Genomic DNA, 20,318 nt, shown 5'->3' on the forward strand with positions numbered 1-20,318 from the left:
CTTAAGACAATGAAAGCACTAAGCAAGTTAAAAGCCGAAAAAGGTATTTGGTTAGTCGATGCGCCTAAGCCAGTGATGGGCCACAACGATCTGCTGATCAAAATTAAAAAAACTGCGATTTGTGGCACCGACATGCACATCTACAACTGGGACGAATGGTCACAAAAAACCATTCCAGTCCCCATGGTTGTTGGTCATGAATATGTAGGCGAAGTGGTTGATATCGGTCAAGAAGTTCGTGGTTTTAAGATAGGCGACCGCGTGTCTGGCGAAGGCCATATCACCTGCGGCCACTGCCGTAACTGCCGCGCAGGCCGCACCCATTTATGCCGTAACACCTCTGGCGTGGGTGTCAATCGTGAAGGTTCATTTGCGGAATACTTAGTTATCCCCGCCTTTAACGCCTTTAAAATCCCTGATGATATCAGCGATGATTTAGCCTCAATCTTTGACCCCTTTGGTAACGCTGTGCACACAGCATTATCCTTCGATTTAGTCGGTGAAGACGTGTTGATCACTGGCGCAGGTCCCATCGGCATCATGGCGGCTGCAGTATGTCGTCACGTAGGTGCTCGCCATGTGGTGATCACTGACGTCAACGAATACCGCTTAGAGCTGGCCCGTAAAATGGGCGCCACGCGCGCTGTGAACGTGTCAAAAGAAAACCTAAAAGACGTGATGAAAGAACTGGGCATGACCGAAGGTTTCGACGTTGGATTAGAAATGTCTGGCGTACCCTCAGCCTTCCACGCCATGTTAGATACCATGAACCACGGCGGCAAAGTCGCTATGCTCGGTATTCCAAGTGGTGAAATGGCCATCGACTGGAGCAAAGTGATCTTCAAAGGTTTGGTCATTAAAGGCATCTACGGCCGTGAAATGTTCGAAACTTGGTACAAGATGGCCAGTCTTATCCAATCAGGCTTAGATATTTCACCTATCATCACTCACCACTTCAAGATTGATGATTTCCAACAAGGTTTCGACGCTATGGGCTCGGGCCAATCGGGTAAAGTGATCCTCAGCTGGGATTAATCCTGCAGAGCATTACCTAGATAGGGGCTGTACACTCGCAGCCCCTTGTTGCACACTTATCCCATCTTGATTTCCATCTCTTAGCTTTGTCAGGTTTTATTATGTCTTCCTTTAAACACTTAAGCGTTAATCAATTGCTGCAAATGACCGAAGCACAGCCAGTGCAAATCGTCGATATCCGCGATGGCAATAGCTTCACCAACGGCCATATTGCAGGTGCAACTAACCTGAATAACGAAAACCTAGCGCAATTTATTAGCCAAGCCGATATGGATAGCCCACTCGTGGTGGTTTGTTACCACGGCATGAGCAGCCAAAATGCGGCGCAATATTTATGCGAACAAGGTTTTGATGACGTTTACAGCCTAGACGGCGGCTATAGCGCCTGGCATGAGGCGAATGCATGATAGAAATTGGCAGACTCCCCAACAGCAGAGCCGCGCAGGCATTTGTCGATTACCTCAAAGGGGAAGACATTGACTGCCAAATTGAGCCGCTGGTTCAGGGTGTCGCCATTCTGGTTATCCATGACAAAGATGTGGAGCAAGCACGCAAAGAGTTTGCCCACTTTATTGCTCACCCTTACGACAATAAATATCTGCAAGCCTCGTGGGAACACGGCGATACCCAAACCAAACTCGATTATGGTGCCCCTTCGCTGCAGTTGTTCACCCAATTCATTACCGGCGCAGGCCCAGTCACGTTGATCGTTTTTGCGGTTTGCGTACTCATTTTTGCGGCGATGAACTTAGGGTTCGCCAACCAAACCTACGCGGCACTGTCCTATTTTGGAGCAGTACCTCATTCAGAGTTCAGCCAGTTCTGGCGTGTTTTTACACCGAGCCTGCTGCATTTTTCAGCCATGCACGTCATCTTTAATTTGCTCTGGTGGTGGTATTTAGGCGGTAAAATCGAAACCCGTATTGGTACTGCACCATTACTCATCCTGCTGTTTGTCGCAGGAACACTGCCAAACGTTATCCAATATTATGTCGGTGGACCTAACTTTGGCGGGCTGTCCGGCGTTGTGTATGCAGTGGTAGGTTACACTTGGATTATGGGTATACGTAAACCCGCAGCTGGAATAGATTTCCCACCATCATATATGGGCTTTATGATGATATGGTTGGCATTGGGATTCACAGATATTCTAGGGGTTTCGGTTGCTAACGGCGCCCACATTGGCGGCTTACTCATAGGGTTAGCCCAAGGTTTATTTGATAGCCGCAAATCCTCGATCTCAATTTAATATAGTGAACCAAGATAAATCCTGAAATTTATCTTGGTTCAATGACTCGCTTCACTCTTCTACAAACAGCTCAAACTAACTCTGATCAGTCATTTCTAGTAGCTTAACGACTAGCTTCTCGATGCCTGAATGCGCCTCAGCAATATTACCAGCCAACATATAAGCGGGAGTGCTGACAATGCGATTCGCTTCATCCACGACTATCTCATGTACTGTCGCAACTTGATGCTCACCGCCCATCAAATTAAACGCTGCGACAGTATCGCTATCATTACCGATAGTGCCTTTTACACCCTGGGGATATAAACGCGGGATCATCATAGGAGCAATACAGATAAAACCAACGGGCTTTTTCGCCAGAATGAACTCATTGATAAAATCAGTCACCAGCGGTTCCACTTCACACTCACTGCCATTCGTCGCAAAGTTACACAGATTTTTCGCCGCACCAAAGCCACCGGGAATGATCAAGGCATCAAATTCGGCGATATCTAATTCTGTGGTCGCTTTGACTTCGCCACGGGCGATACGTGCCGACTCCACCAGCACGTTACGACTTGCAGCAGCATCGACCTCGCCAGTGAAATGATCTACCACATGCATCTGTTTGATATCAGGTGCAAAACACTGGTAGTGAACCCCTGATCGGGATAAGCATAAAAGCGTTAAAACCGATTCATGTATCTCAGTTCCATCGAAAACACCACATCCACTCAGTAACACTGCGACTTTTTTCATTAAAAATATCCTTCTTATGTCATTAAGTTTTAACAAACCATAAACAAACTAGTTGATCTGATTAAAAATCGTGCTAACTTAATTCGTCGAATCTGACGAGTGCCGAAAATTAAGCCAATCCTTAGATGTATTTTACGGAGTCAATAAAAAATCCACAAATTGGGAAGATTTTTTAAGAAACAGTATTGAACTCACACAAATCTTTTATAAACATAAAAAACAACAACTTAAAAAAATCGCACTAAGCCGTAATCATCGCCATTATTCTCAGTTGACTTTTTCACTCACAGACTTATCCACAGGCTGAGAGTCATTTTGCCATGGCTGAAATAGTGCTTCTGTGGCATGCTTAGCGCCATCTAAGTCATCGATAAACGAAAAATACCTATGCCAACCGTCGCTAAAAACCCACTTGTGCTTGTGGATGGATCTTCTTATTTGTATCGCGCCTATTATGCGCCTCCTCACCTGACAAACTCAAAGGGCGAAGCAACGGGTGCCGTTTATGGCGTAGTGAATATGTTACGCAGCTTGTTGACCCGTTATCAACCAAGCCATATCGCAGTCGTGTTCGATGCCAAGGGAAAAACCTTCCGCAATGACATGTACAGCGAATACAAAGCACAGCGCCCACCTATGCCTGATGATCTACGTTCGCAAATCGAACCCTTGCATCGCATTATTCGCGCACTAGGTTTACCACTGATTTCAATTTCCGGCGTCGAAGCCGATGACGTGATCGGTACTATTGCCCGCCAAGCCAGCTTAGAAAACCGTGCCGTGCTTATCAGCACAGGCGATAAAGACATGGCGCAATTAGTGGATGAAAACGTTACGCTCATCAACACCATGACAGACACCATAATGGGCCCAGAAGAAGTCGTCACCAAATTTGGTGTCGGTCCAGACCGTATCATAGATTTACTCGCGCTGATGGGCGACAAGGCCGACAACATTCCCGGCTTACCCGGCGTAGGTGAGAAAACGGCGCTCGCTATGCTCACGGGAGCCGGCAGTGTGAGTAACTTATTAGCGGAACCCGAAAAAGTCGCCGAGCTCGGCTTTAGAGGTTCTAAAACCATGGCGGCAAAGATCATTGAGAATGCCGACATGCTCAAGCTTTCTTACGAACTCGCCACCATCAAAACCGATGTCGAACTTGAGCAAGATTGGCACGAACTCACTCTCATGCCAGCAGACAAAGATGAACTGATCAAATGCTACGGCGAGATGGAGTTTAAACGTTGGTTAGCTGAAGTCTTAGATAATAAAATGACGGCAAATACCTCAATTGATGCGGCATCCACAGAAACGCAAGAAGACTCATCTCCAGTCGAAGCGATTGAAACACAGTACGACTGCATTCTCACCGAAGCCGAATTAGACACTTGGATTGCTAAGCTTAAACAAGCCGACTTAATGGCAATCGATACTGAGACCACCAGCTTAGATTACATGGTGGCCGAATTAGTCGGGATTTCCTTCGCCGTTGAGACAGGAAAAGCCGCTTATCTGCCTTTGACCCATGATTATGTTGGCGCACCGACTCAAATCGATAAAACCGTCGCGCTAGAAAAACTGCGTCCACTGCTTGAAGATCCAAAACTTAAGAAAGTCGGTCAAAACCTTAAGTACGACATCAGTATTTTAGCCAATGCGGGTATCAAACTGCAGGGCGTCGCTTTCGACACTATGCTCGAATCCTATGTCTTCAACTCAGTGGCTTCGCGCCATGATATGGATGGCTTAGCACTCAAGTACTTAGGCCATAAAAATATCAGCTTCGAAGAAATCGCCGGCAAAGGTGCAAAACAGCTGACCTTCAACCAAATTCCACTAGAGACGGCTGCGCCTTATGCGGCCGAAGATGCCGACATCACACTGCGTTTACACCAACATTTATGGCCAAGACTCGAAAAAGAAGCCGAACTTGCCGCCATGTTTACTGAAGTCGAATTGCCGCTAATCCAAGTGTTGTCGGACATTGAACGTCAAGGGGTATTAATCGACAGTATGTTACTCGGCCAACAGAGCGATGAACTGGCGCGTAAAATCGATACCTTAGAAGAAAAAGCCTACGACATTGCCGGTGAAAAATTCAATCTTGGTTCACCTAAGCAGCTGCAAGTATTGTTTTATGAAAAGCTAGGTTATCCGATCACCAAAAAGACCCCAAAGGGTGCGCCATCGACCGCGGAAGAAGTGTTGGTCGAATTAGCATTAGATTTCCCACTGCCAAAGGTGATCCTCGAACATCGAAGTCTATCTAAGTTAAAGAGTACTTACACCGATAAGCTGCCACTGATGGTCAACGCTAAAACGGGTCGCGTACACACTAGCTATCATCAAGCTAATGCGGCAACAGGTCGCTTATCGTCAAGCGAACCTAACCTGCAGAATATTCCGATTCGCACCGAAGAAGGTCGCCGTATTCGCCAAGCCTTTATCGCCCCAGCAGGCCGTAAAATTTTGGCCGCCGACTACTCGCAAATCGAACTACGGATCATGGCCCATTTATCCCAAGATGCTGGCTTACTCAAAGCCTTCGCCGAGGGCAAAGACATTCATAGAGCCACTGCAGCAGAAGTATTTGGTACCGACTTTGATGAAGTAACCACAGAACAACGCCGCCGTGCCAAAGCGGTTAACTTCGGCTTAATTTATGGCATGTCAGCCTTTGGTTTGGCGCGTCAGCTTGATATCCCACGCCATGAAGCACAAACCTATATCGATACCTACTTTGCCCGTTATCCTGGCGTATTACGTTATATGGAAGAAACGCGCGCGGGTGCTGCTGACTTAGGTTATGTGTCAACTCTGTTTGGTCGTCGCCTCTACTTGCCCGAAATCCGTGATCGTAATGCGATGCGCCGCCAAGGTGCTGAACGTGCTGCGATTAACGCGCCAATGCAAGGTACGGCTGCTGACATCATCAAAAAGGCCATGATCAATATTGCCCAGTGGATCAAGACAGACACCCAAGGCGAAATCACTATGATCATGCAGGTTCACGATGAATTAGTGTTTGAAGTCGATGCGGATAAAGCAGAGGCACTTAAAAAGACAATCTGCACCTTGATGGCGCAAGCAGCTAATCTCGATGTTGAACTGCTTGCCGAAGCAGGCATTGGTGATAACTGGGATGAAGCCCACTAATCTCAGTAATATCCAGAACAGCACTATCAATATGATTTAACTGAAAATAAAGCTAATCTGACTTCAATATTTTGAGCTCAGATTAGCTCTCTCCCGTCTTAATCGCCTCTAAGAACATCAATACAGAGTCCTTTTCATCACTCAGCATAAATAACCCTTTCACAATACAAATAAGCTCGTTAAGTTAGACAAACTTCATCGGCAGAAAATGATTCACTCACAGCCAAACAATCTTTACCTGATACATTTGGCAGTAGAGTTCATCGATACACTGCCACAGCAGATGGATATTAAAAGGTGTGATTTACTCGAATTGAAACTGCATTCAAGTCAGCCATATATGCTCAAGAATGCCATAACGGTTGTTCTCTCACGCGTACACCAAAATCTTAGGTCAGGATTAGAGTAAAAAATCAAATCTCAAATATTGATCACTTTTGTATATAAATTTCGAGTTTTCTCTTTAAATCAGCCAATTAACCATTTTCACTGAAATTTTAGGATCAATTTGAGATGCTTTTTCACTCACAACCTGAGATCAAGCGCACATAATTACCTCTTTTTTGAAAAAACTGTTTTCCATTTAAAGATAAATAGAGTAATATTCTCTGCGTAGGGTACAGAGGTTAAGATGTTCTATCTTTCAGACCTTTATTTCACTTATAGTGATGAGCCAAATTCTGGCGCCTCAGCAACTTGTTTGCTGAGGCTTTTTTTTGCTCTTTTTTCAGACTTTAAGTAAATTTTAGAGTATTTACTTTAATAAGGAGTGAATTGGCTGTATGCTAGTTTCATTGAGAACCATTGAAGCTAATTTGATGGTGCTTGAGTCTTGTTGAATTTAGCTTCTCCCCAAAAGAGCTAATATTTTTGGCCGATGATAATATCATCGGCTATTTTTTTGCCTGAGATTAACGAATAACCGATGGGAATGAGACTGAACAAAAGAGAAAAAATTGCAGTAAAAACAAAGAGGAGGTATACACAGTCAAATTCTACCATGTACACCAAAACAGGCGATATTATTCAGCGTTATTCGCTGCATCTAACTCATCAGTCAACCACTGTGGATGACACCATTCATTAAGAATTGCCAACACTTTAGGCTTACCGGTTCCTTTAAGTGATGAGAAGGGTTCAACTTGCACCCAGTCGCCAAACTCACTTAGTGCGAGACGCACTTCATTTACGGTTTTCATCTTAGCACTTTGGGCTAATTTGTCTGATTTCGTTAGCAAAGCTAATACTGGAATTTCACTAGCAACTGCCCATTCAATCATCTGCATATCGAGATCTTTTAATGGATGACGAATATCCATCAAGACAACCACGCCACTTAAACAAGCGCGTTTTTGCAAATATTCACCCAATGCTTGCTGCCATTTATTTTTCAACGCAAGTGGGACTTGCGCAAAGCCATAACCAGGCAAGTCAACTAAACGACGCTGAGCATCTAACTCAAATACGTTAATTAGTTGAGTACGGCCCGGTGTTTTACTGGTTCTTGCTAAACTTTTTTGCTCAGTTAATGCATTGAGTGCACTAGACTTTCCAGCATTAGAGCGGCCAGCAAATGCAATCTCAACTCCAACATCGCCGGGCAGATATTGATCCAAATGTGCAATGTCAGGTGCACTGATTAAAAACTTTGCCCTACGAAAATCTATACGAGATTCAGTCACTATTTACTCCGAAATTTTTCTACGCAATACCATAATTTATGAAGAATTACTTACTTTCCCACGTTTTCGTGTAAAATATTACTCCGATCACATTAATCATATTTTACCACGCTTGCGGGTCACCCTAGTAAGCTCAGGATAATAATTTAACCAGAAGTTGGAACGCCATGAAAAAGCTAGCTCTTGCGCTGTCTGTTGTAATTGCCGCCATATCTTCACCTGCGATTGCTGAAGGTAATGCTGAAGCGGGAAAAACGAAAATCATTGTCTGTTCGGCCTGTCACGGTATGGACGGTAACAGTATGATCGATATGTACCCCAAAATTGCGGGCCAACACGCCACTTACCTCCAAAAGCAACTACATGATTTCCGTAGCGCAGCACAAACTGGCGGTAAAGATGGTCGTATGGATCCTATCATGAGTGGCATGGCAATGCCTCTAAGCGATCAGGATATTCTCGACATTAGCGCATATTTTTCTAGCCAAGCAATCCAAGTGGCTGAAGCAAAAGATGTTCCTGAGTTAGGCGCTAAACTTTACAAGGGTGGTGATGTTTCTCGTGGCATTACCGCTTGTATGGCATGTCATGGCCCAGATGGTAAAGGCGCTGAGCTTGCAGGTTTTCCAACGCTGGCAGGCCAACACGCAAACTACATCAAGATCCAGCTGACAAAATTCCGTGAAGCGGGCCGCCATAATGACTTAAATGGCATGATGCAAGATGTGGCTAAGAAACTAAATGATAGCGATATCGACGCGCTATCAAAGTATCTTTCTAGCCTGAAGTAATCTTCGCGAGTGAAAAGAAGGGTGTATTGTCACCCTTTTTTACACCCCAAAGTTGACGTGGACGTAAACTGCAAAGATTCGTGCTTGACATAGATCACAGATTTCGGTTTAATAAGCCCCGTACCGAGATAAACCCATCTGTTTGTACAAAAAGATTAATAATAACTTACAGGTTTCGGTATAATTAACGTTCAAGATATAAGAATAAAGATACTCAATAACAATAATATACTTAAGACCACTCTCTAATAATAACAAGAGTCGTGATTTCCATTTGAAATCCAGGTCAGCACAATTTTGTAAGGGATGGCCGATAACGCCAATTTGCTTCTAGCAAAACACCTTACACTAAGGGTAACTTGCCCCATCAGGACATAGTTTACATGATGTAAACTGTAGCAAAGGAAGCGATAAGCTTAGGATGCACTGGCTGGATGCTTGTTATCACAGGAAGGTACTTAAGTAACATGGATGGTTAACTCGACGTCAATGATGACGATGCTTTAAAAGATGTGTTGCGAGACCATCTACGGAAACTGTAGTCAGGATGGCGACAGAAAAAATAAAGTGTCTGGAAGACCATTAACAAAAATAATGCAGGGAAAGCAGTAAAAAAAAGAAGGATACCGACCGGGAAAGTCGCATAGCAAGTATGGATACTTGGAATCAGGATAAGGTGCTAAAGCACCCTTTGTAAGGCGGCAGTTTAACTGCCGCCTTTTTTCTTTTGTAACACCCCATTAGTGTCTAAAATGTGCACTCAACCAATATAATTGGTACAATCAAAGCCTTAATAACCACTTCAGCAGACTCAATGCCCAGATGCCCTCTTTGTCATAACAGTCAGACACGACTCCTTCATCAAGATAAAAAGCGGAGTTTTTATGTTTGCAAGACATGTGAGTTAACCTTTGCGGATGCGAATAGCCATTTACCCCCCGCGGCAGAGAAGCAAAGATACGGTCGTTCACGCATAGCGTCGAAGCAAAAACAGTTATCGCAATTTATTTTGCCGCTGTTAGCGCAATTAGAGCAGCAACAAGCGGGCAGTTTATTAGGATTGAATTTTGGTCGCATACTCGATGATGAGAGCCTGACGACCATAGAAAATGCGGGCCACAAGTTAAATCAATATGATCCCTTTTTTGCCCCGAATCATGATGTGTTAAAGCTAGAGTATGATTTTATCTGCTGTTATCGGGTGTTTGAGCATTTTCAAAACCCTATAAAAGAGTGGACTTTGCTCTCTCGGCTACTGCATTCTGGTGGTTGGTTAGCGATAAGCACACCATTACTGACTGAATTAGATGGTTTTGCTAAGTGGCATTATAAGAACAACCTCACCCATGTGAGCTTTTATCAGCGACAAACCTTCGAGTACCTCGCAAACAATAGCGATTTTGAACTATTATTTGCCGCAAAGGACCTCGTTTTGATGCAAAAAACATCATAATCTGGTATAACACTCGGCCTAATTTCGCACCTTGTAGACAAGCTCACCCTTAGTCTGCAAGGCCATACGTTGTAAATAATTGAGAAGACCATGTCTCGTAGCAAGAAAACACGCAAGGGCGGCGAGAACAGCCCTAAGTTACAGCCAAGAGTGAAGAAGCAAGATCGCGCTGTAGCGACTGGCAAACGTAAAGATTCTGGCAATAAATCAGGTAGTCGTCATAACGAAAGCTTAATTTTAGCGCAAGCGCCGCAACAGCAGGCCGCTAAGAAAAAAGACCCGCGTCATGGCAGTAAAAAGCCTGTGGCTTTAGCAATTCCTGCGGCAGTGGTAACAGATAAAGCCGCTCAGCCAAAAGTGAAACAAGCTAAGCTGACTGACGAGCAAAAACTGCTGAAATTGGAAGAAGATCCAAGACTAAATCAGCTGTTAGATATGCTTGAAGAAGGCCGCGACCTCAACGAGGTTGACCAAAAGTGGTTAGATCAACAGCTAAATAAGATTGAAGCTCTGATGATTAAACTGGGCATTAGCGACGATATGGATGATGACACACCTTCATCACCTGCTAAGTCTTTGTCTGACGATGAGTTGTTCGACAAGTTCGAATCAGGCGCTGACTTACTAAAAGATTATCAAGACAAGTTCTAACCTCTCAGTGCTAAGGCATAGGGAACTCAGTTTTTAGCTGTGGCTCCTTATGCCATTCATATAAGGAGTCTCTGTGTCTACGACTATCATTATTCTCGGTTTTATCATCATAGTAGCGCTAAGTAGCTACGCCACCTTCTTAATCCTAAAACTCAAGCAGCAAAAAAAGCGTCAGCAGGCTGAACAAGCCGAGCGTGAAGTGACTGCGAACGCAAAACGTGCCCAAGTTTTAGATGATATCCGCTATATCGCCACCGCCATGATTGAAGACCGCTGTGAGATCTCTGAAGGCGTGGTCAGGATTGGGCGATTATTTGAAATCCTGTCATTAAGTGAGCGTGTGGCTCCCGATTACCCTTCATTATTCAAACACTTTGAGTTAATTAAAAATCATCCCATCATGGATGCTCGTCAAGCCTTGCCTAAGCAAGAAAGAATGAAGTTAGACTTGATCAGAATGAAGTCCGAAGCCGCATTAGAGCAAGGCATCAGTGATGATGCGAAAAAACTGGCGGATTACCAAGCCAAAGCGATGCATTAAACCAGCCCATTGCTATACCTCAAGACCACTTATATTGTGGTTTTGAGGTTATCTCGATAAAACCTGCACCAATCTTACCCTCCTTACTCCCGTGAGCCTGCGCACAAAATCGCCAAATATCGACAGACAAGCGTACTTTTTTGATAGATATTGCGTAACTTCTAAAAAGACAGACGTCATTTTTACAACCTAGATCAAGGTTATTTACTTAAGAACCTTGCATACTTCGCTTGTTGCTAATTTACCCACGGAGGACACGCCTTGAAGCAGCCCACTCAGATTAGCTGGGATCAGTCGATGATCGAAAAATATAACTACAGCGGTCCCCGTTATACCTCTTACCCAACGGCATTAGAGTTCGATGACACATTCACCGAACAAAACCTGCTGACGGCCATTGAAAATAGCAAAAGCGATAAACTGTCGCTGTATATTCATATCCCGTTCTGCGCCAAGCTTTGTTATTACTGCGGCTGTAATAAAGTCATCACCCGCCACCAACACAAAGCCGATCAGTACATTGAATATTTAAGCCAAGAAATTATTAAACGTGCCCCCCTGTTCAAACATTACAGTGTGACCCAAATGCATTGGGGCGGCGGTACACCCACTTTCTTAAATCCAGAGCAAATTTTAAAGCTGACATCATTGATTAAAGCCAACTTTAACTTTGCGGATGAAGGTGAGTTTTCAATTGAAGTCGATCCTCGCGAGATAGAACTGTCAATGCTCGACACGTTGAAAGAAGCGGGCTTTAACCGGATCTCCATCGGCGTACAAGATTTCAATAAAGAAGTGCAAATTGCCGTTAATCGCGAACAAGACGAGCAATTTATCTTCGACTTAATGGCCAAAGCGAAAGCCATGGGTTTTGTGTCGACCAACATAGATTTAATCTATGGTTTGCCACACCAAACGCCAGAAACCTTTGCCGTCACTATGCAGCGCGTTTTAGATTTATCGCCTGACCGTCTGTCGGTATTTAACTATGCTCACTTACCTGCGCGCTTTGCCGCTCAACGTAAGATCAAAGACGAGCATTTACCTTCGCCAAAACAAAAACTCGAAATGCTGCACCAAACTATCGAGACCTTAACTGGCGCAGGCTACCAATATATCGGTATGGACCACTTTGCTAAACCCGATGACGAGTTAGCCAAGTTACAGCGCGAAGGCAGACTGCACCGCAACTTCCAAGGTTATACCACCCAAGAAGAATGTGATTTGTTAGGTCTTGGCGTATCGTCCATCAGTCAGATTGGCGATTGCTATGCGCAAAACCAGAAAGATATCCGCCCTTACTATGAGGCCATAGATAAGGAAGGCCATGCTTTGTGGAAAGGTTGCAGCCTAAACCGTGACGATGAAATCCGCCGTGTAGTGATTAAACAGCTGATTTGCCACTTCGAACTGGATATGGCGAAAATTGATGAGAAACTGGGGATTAACTTCGAAACCTATTTCGCGGAAGATCTTAAGTTAATGCAGACATTTATCGATGATAAGTTAGTTGAAATCGTCGACAGACAGATCACTATCAGCCCTACTGGCCGTTTATTGATCCGCAATATCTGTATGTGCTTCGATCTTTACTATCGTCAAAAAGCGCGTCAGCAACAGTTCTCACGCGTGATCTAAACGCTTATTGCTGCACTCGCAAACGCTCACAAAAAATCCGACTCTAGAGTCGGATTTTTTATTCATTGCAATTTTTAGTAACGACTCAGAATCGACTTATGCCTTAGCGGCATAAAGTGCTTTGCGCTCACTGTCCGATAAAAATGCCATTTCAACGCCGTTACGTTGCACCTGCGCTAACTCAGCATCGGTTAACTTGAGTTCAGATTTGGCGATACGATACTCATGCTTAATATCGATAGCGCTCACACCGGGATCATCGGTATTTAGGCTTATCAACACGCCTGCATCCATAAAGGTTCTGAATGGATGCTCAGCGTAAGAAGCCACAGTAGAAGTATGCAAGTTACTGGTTGGGCAAGATTCGATGCCAATACGGTGCTTAGCAAGATATTCCATCAACTTAGGATCGTGAATCGCGTTCACCCCATGACCAATTCGAGTTGCGCCAAGTTCTTGAATCGCTTGCCACATACTTTGTGAACCCGCAGCTTCACCGGCGTGAGCCGTAATCGCAAGGCCAGCATCACGAACACGTTTAAAGTGATCGTTAAATAACTCGCCAGGGAAGCCCAATTCATCACCGGCTAAGTCCATAGCCACGAGATGTTGTTTATGGGCGAGTAAGCCCTCAAGTTCTTGAGTACAAGCCGCTTGACCGAATGAACGTGACATAATGCCAATCAAATTGATCTTCACGTTATAGTCTTTTAAGCCCGCTTTAACGCCATCAACGACCGCCTCAACTACGCCTTCAATCGGTAACTTATGGTTCATCGCCATATAGTAAGGACTAAAACGTAACTCAGCGTAATCTAAGCCAGACAACGCCGCATCGGCAACGTTTTCATAGGCCACGCGTTTAACCGCATCCAAATCTGCGAGTACAGCAACCATCCAATCGAGCTTCTTTAAGAAGGCGACTAAGCTAGTTTCTTTCCCCTGAATTTGCACAAAAGGTGCGAGAGTCTCTAAAGAATCGGCAGGTAGCGCAATGCCGTGTTGGTGTCCTAGTTCCCAAATGGTATTTACCCGCACATTACCGTCTAGGTGACGATGCAGATCCACCAATGGAATGGATGTATCAATCATATTTAACCCCTATTTGAACTACCCAGCCAATGCTTTTGTTATTTGGTCGCGGGCGGACACTAAGTTTAACACGCATTTTCAAGGGCATTTATGCGCCAACCGCATTTAAATTCACATTCAGTCACAATTCTGCTTAATATCCATACAAGGAACTGCCGTATTCATCAGGCATAATGACTTCAATAACAACGAAAATATCAGAGATCGACTATGCATAAACTCTTAACCCCCAGTTTATTGATATGCGCATTAAGCGCCTGCAGTACTACTCAAACCACAAAAAATAGTCAAATCGCAGCGCCACAGACAATATCGGCAGCACAGTCGCAAGTTGAGCCCATAGCTCCCGCACTGCAAGCGATCATCGACCAAAGCTGGCAATTACAACTCAGTGCGAGTCCTGAAATGGCTTACAGCATGGGCGATGCCAGTGCAGCAGGAAAATTAGCGGATCTCTCGCCAGCCGCGCTCGCTAAGCTTAATCAAGGTCAAATCGCAGTACTAGCGCAGCTCAAAGTACTCGACCGCAGCAGTTTGAGTAAAGAAGATAAGATTAACGCTCAAATACTGGAAGATCAGATCCAAAACGATGTCGACCTGTATCGCTTTAAAGATTATTACTTGCCCATTACCGCAGAAAGCGGCTTCCACGCTTATATCACCTCAATCGCACAGGGAAGATTCAACACCCTTGAGGATTACCGCAACTATATTGCCAAACTCAATGCACTCCCGACCTATTTCGCCCAGCAAACTCACTGGCTAAAAAAAGGACTCGCCGAGGGAATAACGCCGCCTAAAGTGACACTCAATGGCTTTGAAGACAGTATCAGTGCTTATATCGTCCCTGTTGAAAAGAGCAGTTATTTCAAACCTTTTACTCAATATCCCAACTATTTCACTGAGGCACAAAAAACTCAGCTGACCCAAGAAGGCCGCACTTTAGTTGAGCAAAAAGTTCTACCTCTGTACCAAAACTTTTATGATTTCATGACTAAAGAGTACATTCCCAATGCCCGGGAAAATATCGCGGCCAGTAGCTTACCTAACGGCGCAGAATTTTATGAGAATAGGGTACGTTACTACACGACGTTGAATATGACGTCGACGCAAGTGCATGAACTGGGCGTAAAAGAAGTACAACGTATCCGCCAAGAAATGGAACAAATCATCGCGTCAGTAGGTTTTAAAGGCAGCTTTGCCGACTTCTTACATTTCCTGCGGACCGATCCTCAGTTCTACACCACCAGTGCCGATCAGTTACTCAAAGAAGCGGCATTTATTGCCAAAAAAGCCGATGCCATGCTACCTAAGTACTTCGGCAAACTCCCACGCCAACCCTATGGTATAGCGCCAGTGCCTGCCGAAATTGCGCCGAAATACACCACAGGACGATATTCAGGATCGAACAGCGATGATGAACCCGGTTACTACTGGGTCAACACTTATGCATTGGATAAGCGCCCACTCTACGAGCTAGAAGCCTTAACCTTGCACGAAGCCGTACCCGGTCATCATCTGCAAATTTCACTCAACTCTGAGCTAACCTCACTCCCAGATTTCCGTCGTTATGGCTATATCTCTGCCTTTGGTGAAGGATGGGGGCTATATTGCGAATATTTAGGTTTAGAAGCGGGTTTCTACCAAGATCCATACAGTAACTTTGGTCGCTTAACCTATGAAATGTGGCGCGCGGCCCGTTTAGTCGTAGATACTGGCATGCACGCCCAAGGATGGAGTCGTCAACAAGCCATCGACTTTATGGCCAGCAATACCGCACTATCACTGCACAATGTCACTACCGAAATTGACCGCTATATTTCGTGGCCAGGACAAGCCTTGTCCTACAAGATTGGTGAGTTAACAATCAAACGATTACGTACCAAGGCAGAACAGGAACTCGGCGACAAATTTGATATTCGTGCCTTCCACGATGCTGTGCTCGAAAATGGCTCGGTGCCTATGTCGATCCTCGAACAGCAAATCAATGATTTTATTGAAGCGAAAAAGGTGGCACGCTAAGTTAATGAAATTCATGGGAGTCGGTATTTTCAGACTCCCATGGTTGTCTGTTACACTCTAACAAACCATTCAAGCCAAATGATTTGCGACTGAGTATGAGCCAAGCCAAAGCGACATTTTCGACTGAACACGATTTAAATACCTCAGAGCAGCAAGCCTTCTGGCAAAGCGTTGTTCAAGACACGCTAGCCTCTGCCGACGGCGTCACGCTGGCCTATATGATGGTCAAACATCCCCAAGCGCATACCGCAATCGTTCTCAGCAGTGGCCGAGTCGAGTCCTATTTAAAGTATCAAGAATTGGTCTTCGACTTATACCAACAAGGTTACTCTGTTTATGCCATAGATCACCGTGGCCAAGGGCTGTCGGATCGTATGACAATCAATCCACACATGGGCCATGTGCGAAGATTCAATGATTATATTGATGATTTTGCACTATTTATGCAGAAGATAGTGTTACCACAAAACGACAAACAACTCATGCTACTTGGCCATTCAATGGGTGGCGCGATTGGCACTTTGTATCTCAAACAGCATCCCGATATTTTTACCGCCGCGGCATTTTCAGCGCCTATGTATGGCATTAAATTACCTATGCCAAAAGCGTTCGTACGCTGGTTAGCCAGTAAACTCGATACCACACTCAATGGCGGCGAGCCTAATTATGTACTTGCAGGACAAAACTATAAACCTGTTCCATTCAAAGGGAATGAGCTCACTCACAGCCAAAGCCGATACCAAGCCTACCGAGAATTGTATGATGCTGCCCCTAAGTTACAACTCGGTTCACCCACTAACCGTTGGTTGACTGAATCTTTAGATGCGGCAGATACTTGCGTACTGGCAACGGCACAAATTCGCACTCCGATACTGATACTGCAAGCGAGTGAAGATAAGATTGTTGATAATGCGGCCCAGAATCTCGCCGTGAGTACCCATTGCCAATTGAAAGTAATCGCAGGGGCTGCCCATGAGATTTTTATGGAAAAAGACGCCTGCCGAAACCAAGCCTTAAACTATGCTCTCGACTTCTTTAAACGCTACGCAATAAAGGACGAGGACAAACAAGCTGGATAAAGTCCGCTTGGTTTAAGGCTCGACTGAATAAATAGCCTTGATAGCCATCACAGCCAAGTTCAACAAAAGCTTGATATTGTTGGGATGATTCGACACCTTTGGCGACAACGCTCAAATTGAATTGCCGCGCAGAGGTAATAAGTACATTCACTTTTGTTGGCATTGTGGTTAATGAATCAATACAACTCATATCCAATTTAACCGCAACTAATGGCTGATTCGCTAAGCAACTCAAGGCACTCAAGCCCGAACCGAAATGATCGAGGATGATGCCTACACCTGCTTCAACTAACTTAGAGACACGCTCATCCACAAACTGTGGTTGCATTAACAATGCGGCCTCATTGAGCTCAATACCCAGTTGATTAGCACCAATACCATGCTCCTTAACCAACCCAACGAATGTATCAACAAAATCTGCCTGACCAAATGAGAATGCACTGATATTGAGAGTCAAAGGAGGCAAACTCCTTCCTTGAGCCCGCGATTTCTGAATAAACAGACACACCCGCTTAGCCACCCAAAGATCAAGCTCAGCAATAATTCCCCCTTGTTCTGCTAACGCCACAAATTCAGCTGGCGGAATAAACTCTCCATCAGCACGATACCAACGCGTGAGCACTTCAACCGAGACAAGTTCACTGGTCGCATTGATCACAGGCTGGAACATTAACGTTAAGCTATCTTGTTGTAATGCGGTTTGTAATTCCTGTTGCAACAGCTCATCACGGCTCTGGCGAAAGTCCATTTCAGCATGGTAAAAAGCACACCCAGCTTGACTTGCTTGCTTAGCGCTTAACGTTGCCAACTCGGCACGACGCATCACTAAAGCAGGATCTAAGGTTTCTATACTATCGAGTAAACAGATCCCCACACACGCGCTCAGCTCAAAGTGATGATGACCGTAATGGAATGGTCGAGCAATCACTTGCCTTAACTCACTCGCAAGGGCTAAAGCACGACGAGCAGCGGCTGATGCATCTGCCGCTAAATCTTTAGCAAGCAAAACGAAATTACCAGACTCTAATCGACCGACCGTTATATTTTCAGTGAAATAACTCGATAAACGGGCCGCGATTTGCGTTAACAAGCGCTCTAATTCATGGGAATGTAAAGTGGCGACCAATCCTAAGCGATCCACCTCAACGAGCAGCAATGCTCCCCATTGCCCCGAACTATTACCTTGGGTTAAAAATTGCGATAAGCGCCCCATAAAGACATCGGGCAACATCTTGCGACCGACAACCGATTGATCTACAAGCTCAGTAATTGCAGCATGGTTCTTCGCGCTTTCTGACACATCCATATGAATGCCTATCATGCGAGTCGGGCGCCCTTGGGGATCCCAATCAACTAACATACCGCGGTCTAACACCCACACATAATGGCCATCTCTATGCCGTAAGCGGTGAACACTTTCAAATTCTTTACTCTTTCCGCTAACGTATTCCTGCAAAGCATCTAACACAATCTGCTTATCATCGGGATGTAGCCGCGTCTCCCATGTCTGGAATACTCCAGCCAATTCATCAGGCGCATAACCAATCATCTCTTTCCAGCGATCAGAAAGAAAAACCTCTCCCGTACTGATGTCCCAATCCCAAATACCGTTACGCGAACCTTCCACAGCAAATAACCAACGCAATTCACTGTCATTCAGCTGTTTAACTGCCTGACTTAAACGCTCATGTGCCTGCTGCAAACTGGCTTGCAAAGATAAAACTTCAGATGAACTCCAAGGTATCGATGTCGAAAAGGAAGAAGTGCCTACCTGCTTAGCTGCCTCGCTCAACATTTGGAATGGGCGGATCAACAGGAAATATAAAATAAAGGTAAAGCCAATCAGCAATAATCCGCCAAGGCCCCAAACCCGCATAAAACGTTGCTGCAACTTAGCAGAAGCTTCGGCCACTAAAGGGGCTAAATCGGCTTCAAGATAAATCAAATCAACAGCCCCACCATACTGGGGAAGAACGGGATAATATGCTTGAATAGTTAAACGGTCGAGATTAACGAGGATCTGCGGAAGAAAAGCTTGAACCACAGAGCGGTGAAAGTCTACATCATAACCATCGATGACTTGAGTCGCATTGCTATCACGCCACACAGTATGATTAGCAAAACGAATACGGCTTTCAGCATCAACCAAGATATACACCATAGTGCCCATATCCAGTGCAGCTAAGGATACTTCCTGCTCAATCCGCTCCACATCCTGTAAAGCTTGCGCCGATTGAACCACATTCTGCATGCGGAACAACTGTTGCTTTATCAAAGCGGACTGTCGCTGCGCAAGTTCAGCCCTAACTTGGTCACTTTCGAACAGGTACTCGCCTATGACCAACACTAAATATAGGGTCAGCATACAAAGAGGAAGCAGTACCGCGAGCGAAAGCTTACGAAGCATAGGCAACAGATGGCCGTTAACAAAAAAATTAATATTTTTGTATGCTAACGGGAAATTAACCACTAAGCAAAAGGACTTATCAAACTAAGCGAGATCTTCATGTAAATAATCAACTTAGAGTATAAAAGTCTGAAATAAAGGAAGGAAAAAACGTAAAGAACTAGCAGAAGAACCAAAACTAAAATGAATAGACCAATGCTATATAGCATTGGTCTTTAAATGACAATTTAACAAATTTCAGACGCAAAAAAGCCAGCTTATTCAGCTGGCTTCGTTGCATCTCAATGAGATAATTAGGTGCTTGGCGATGACCTACTCTCACATGGGGAGACCCCACACTACCATCGGCGCGTTTGCGTTTCACTTCTGAGTTCGGGATGGGATCAGGTGGTTCCACAAGGCTATTGTCACCAAGCAAATTCTGTTTATTACCGTGTCCATCTCTGGACCACGTTAATAATAATTCGGAAAGCTGATTTGCTTTGTTTGAGTCTTTAACTTTATCAAGTGTCGATATTCTGTCTAAGGCTGCTTATAAAACCCATCTGGGTTGTATGGTTAAGCCTCTCGAGTCATTAGTACATGTTAGCTCAACGCCTCACAACGCTTACACACCATGCCTATCAACGTCCTAGTCTCGAACGGCTCTTTAGAGGAATTAAATTCCTAGGGATGACTCATCTTAGGGCTCGCTTCCCGCTTAGATGCTTTCAGCGGTTATCGATTCCGAACGTAGCTACCGGGCAATGCCATTGGCATGACAACCCGAACACCAGCGGTTCGT

General features: G+C 44.8%; 15 protein-coding genes and 2 rRNA genes. 11 read left to right on the forward strand and 6 right to left on the reverse strand.

Annotated elements, in window-relative coordinates:
* The first annotated feature begins 9 nt into the window (after nucleotides 1–9).
* The 3 genes from tdh (at nucleotide 10) to glpG (ending at nucleotide 2,284) form a co-directional block, all read left to right on the forward strand.
* A complete protein-coding gene (gene tdh, locus L5L97_RS12725; protein WP_012090660.1) occupies nucleotides 10–1,035 on the forward strand; it encodes an L-threonine 3-dehydrogenase in 1,026 nt (341 codons plus the stop codon).
* Between the two features lie 101 nt (nucleotides 1,036–1,136).
* On the forward strand, nucleotides 1,137–1,442 hold the full coding sequence (glpE, locus tag L5L97_RS12730; protein ID WP_006084745.1) for a thiosulfate sulfurtransferase GlpE: 306 nt from the start codon (nucleotides 1,137–1,139) through the stop codon (nucleotides 1,440–1,442).
* Nucleotides 1,439–2,284, forward strand: a complete 846-nt coding sequence (gene glpG, locus L5L97_RS12735; RefSeq protein WP_263173940.1) for a rhomboid family intramembrane serine protease GlpG — start codon at nucleotides 1,439–1,441, stop codon at nucleotides 2,282–2,284. The genes glpE and glpG overlap by 4 nt, the downstream gene beginning before the upstream one ends.
* 75 nt (nucleotides 2,285–2,359) lie before the next feature.
* Here glpG and elbB read toward each other — a convergent pair whose 3' ends face one another.
* Nucleotides 2,360–3,022 carry an isoprenoid biosynthesis glyoxalase ElbB gene (gene elbB / locus L5L97_RS12740; protein ID WP_263182231.1) on the reverse strand — a complete coding sequence of 221 codons (663 nt, stop codon included), beginning with the start codon at nucleotides 3,020–3,022 and terminating at the stop codon, nucleotides 2,360–2,362.
* A gap of 387 nt (nucleotides 3,023–3,409) precedes the next feature.
* Between elbB and polA the strand changes: the two genes are divergently transcribed.
* A complete protein-coding gene (polA, locus tag L5L97_RS12745; RefSeq protein WP_263182233.1) occupies nucleotides 3,410–6,178 on the forward strand; it encodes a DNA polymerase I in 2,769 nt (922 codons plus the stop codon).
* 1,022 nt (nucleotides 6,179–7,200) lie between these two features.
* Here polA and yihA read toward each other — a convergent pair.
* Nucleotides 7,201–7,860 carry a ribosome biogenesis GTP-binding protein YihA/YsxC gene (gene yihA, locus L5L97_RS12750; protein ID WP_006079362.1) on the reverse strand — a complete coding sequence of 220 codons (660 nt, stop codon included), beginning with the start codon at nucleotides 7,858–7,860 and terminating at the stop codon, nucleotides 7,201–7,203.
* A gap of 167 nt (nucleotides 7,861–8,027) precedes the next feature.
* Between yihA and L5L97_RS12755 the strand changes: the two genes are divergently transcribed.
* The 5 genes from L5L97_RS12755 (at nucleotide 8,028) to hemN (ending at nucleotide 12,934) form a co-directional block, all read left to right on the forward strand.
* On the forward strand, nucleotides 8,028–8,651 hold the full coding sequence (locus L5L97_RS12755; RefSeq protein ID WP_105250761.1) for a c-type cytochrome: 624 nt from the start codon (nucleotides 8,028–8,030) through the stop codon (nucleotides 8,649–8,651).
* An 814-nt stretch (nucleotides 8,652–9,465) separates the two neighbouring features.
* Nucleotides 9,466–10,104, forward strand: coding sequence for a class I SAM-dependent methyltransferase (locus L5L97_RS12760; protein WP_105250762.1), 639 nt, complete (start codon nucleotides 9,466–9,468; stop codon nucleotides 10,102–10,104).
* Between the two features lie 90 nt (nucleotides 10,105–10,194).
* Complete coding sequence (gene yihI, locus L5L97_RS12765) at nucleotides 10,195–10,755, forward strand: Der GTPase-activating protein YihI (protein WP_105250763.1); 561 nt, start codon at nucleotides 10,195–10,197, stop codon at nucleotides 10,753–10,755.
* Nucleotides 10,756–10,828: 73 nt separating this feature from the next.
* Nucleotides 10,829–11,296 carry a DUF2489 domain-containing protein gene (locus L5L97_RS12770; RefSeq protein ID WP_212599427.1) on the forward strand — a complete coding sequence of 156 codons (468 nt, stop codon included), beginning with the start codon at nucleotides 10,829–10,831 and terminating at the stop codon, nucleotides 11,294–11,296.
* Nucleotides 11,297–11,557: 261 nt separating this feature from the next.
* A complete protein-coding gene (hemN, locus tag L5L97_RS12775; RefSeq protein WP_263182235.1) occupies nucleotides 11,558–12,934 on the forward strand; it encodes an oxygen-independent coproporphyrinogen III oxidase in 1,377 nt (458 codons plus the stop codon).
* A 96-nt stretch (nucleotides 12,935–13,030) separates the two neighbouring features.
* Here hemN and add read toward each other — a convergent pair whose 3' ends face one another.
* Complete coding sequence (gene add, locus L5L97_RS12780; RefSeq protein WP_219235140.1) at nucleotides 13,031–14,026, reverse strand: adenosine deaminase; 996 nt, start codon at nucleotides 14,024–14,026, stop codon at nucleotides 13,031–13,033.
* 210 nt (nucleotides 14,027–14,236) lie between these two features.
* On the opposite strand from add, the gene L5L97_RS12785 reads away from it, so the two are divergent.
* Together L5L97_RS12785 and L5L97_RS12790 are read left to right on the forward strand one after the other, a co-directional pair.
* Complete coding sequence (locus L5L97_RS12785) at nucleotides 14,237–16,048, forward strand: DUF885 domain-containing protein (protein WP_263182236.1); 1,812 nt, start codon at nucleotides 14,237–14,239, stop codon at nucleotides 16,046–16,048.
* A gap of 95 nt (nucleotides 16,049–16,143) precedes the next feature.
* Entirely contained in the window at nucleotides 16,144–17,127 is a 984-nt protein-coding gene (locus tag L5L97_RS12790) for an alpha/beta fold hydrolase (RefSeq protein WP_198573810.1), read from the forward strand.
* Here the strand turns inward: L5L97_RS12790 and L5L97_RS12795 are convergent.
* The 3 genes from L5L97_RS12795 to L5L97_RS12805 form a co-directional block, all read right to left on the reverse strand.
* Nucleotides 17,084–19,534, reverse strand: a complete 2,451-nt coding sequence (locus L5L97_RS12795; protein WP_263182237.1) for a GGDEF domain-containing phosphodiesterase — start codon at nucleotides 19,532–19,534, stop codon at nucleotides 17,084–17,086. The genes L5L97_RS12790 and L5L97_RS12795 overlap by 44 nt on opposite strands.
* Before the next feature lie 299 nt (nucleotides 19,535–19,833).
* Nucleotides 19,834–19,949, reverse strand: a 5S ribosomal RNA gene (rrf, locus tag L5L97_RS12800).
* A gap of 139 nt (nucleotides 19,950–20,088) precedes the next feature.
* A 23S ribosomal RNA gene (locus L5L97_RS12805) occupies nucleotides 20,089–20,318 on the reverse strand; the annotation flags it as partial.

Origin of the sequence: Shewanella sp. SM71 (genome assembly GCF_025653905.1) — a bacterium.
Taxonomy (GTDB): Bacteria; Pseudomonadota; Gammaproteobacteria; order Enterobacterales; family Shewanellaceae; genus Shewanella; species Shewanella oncorhynchi.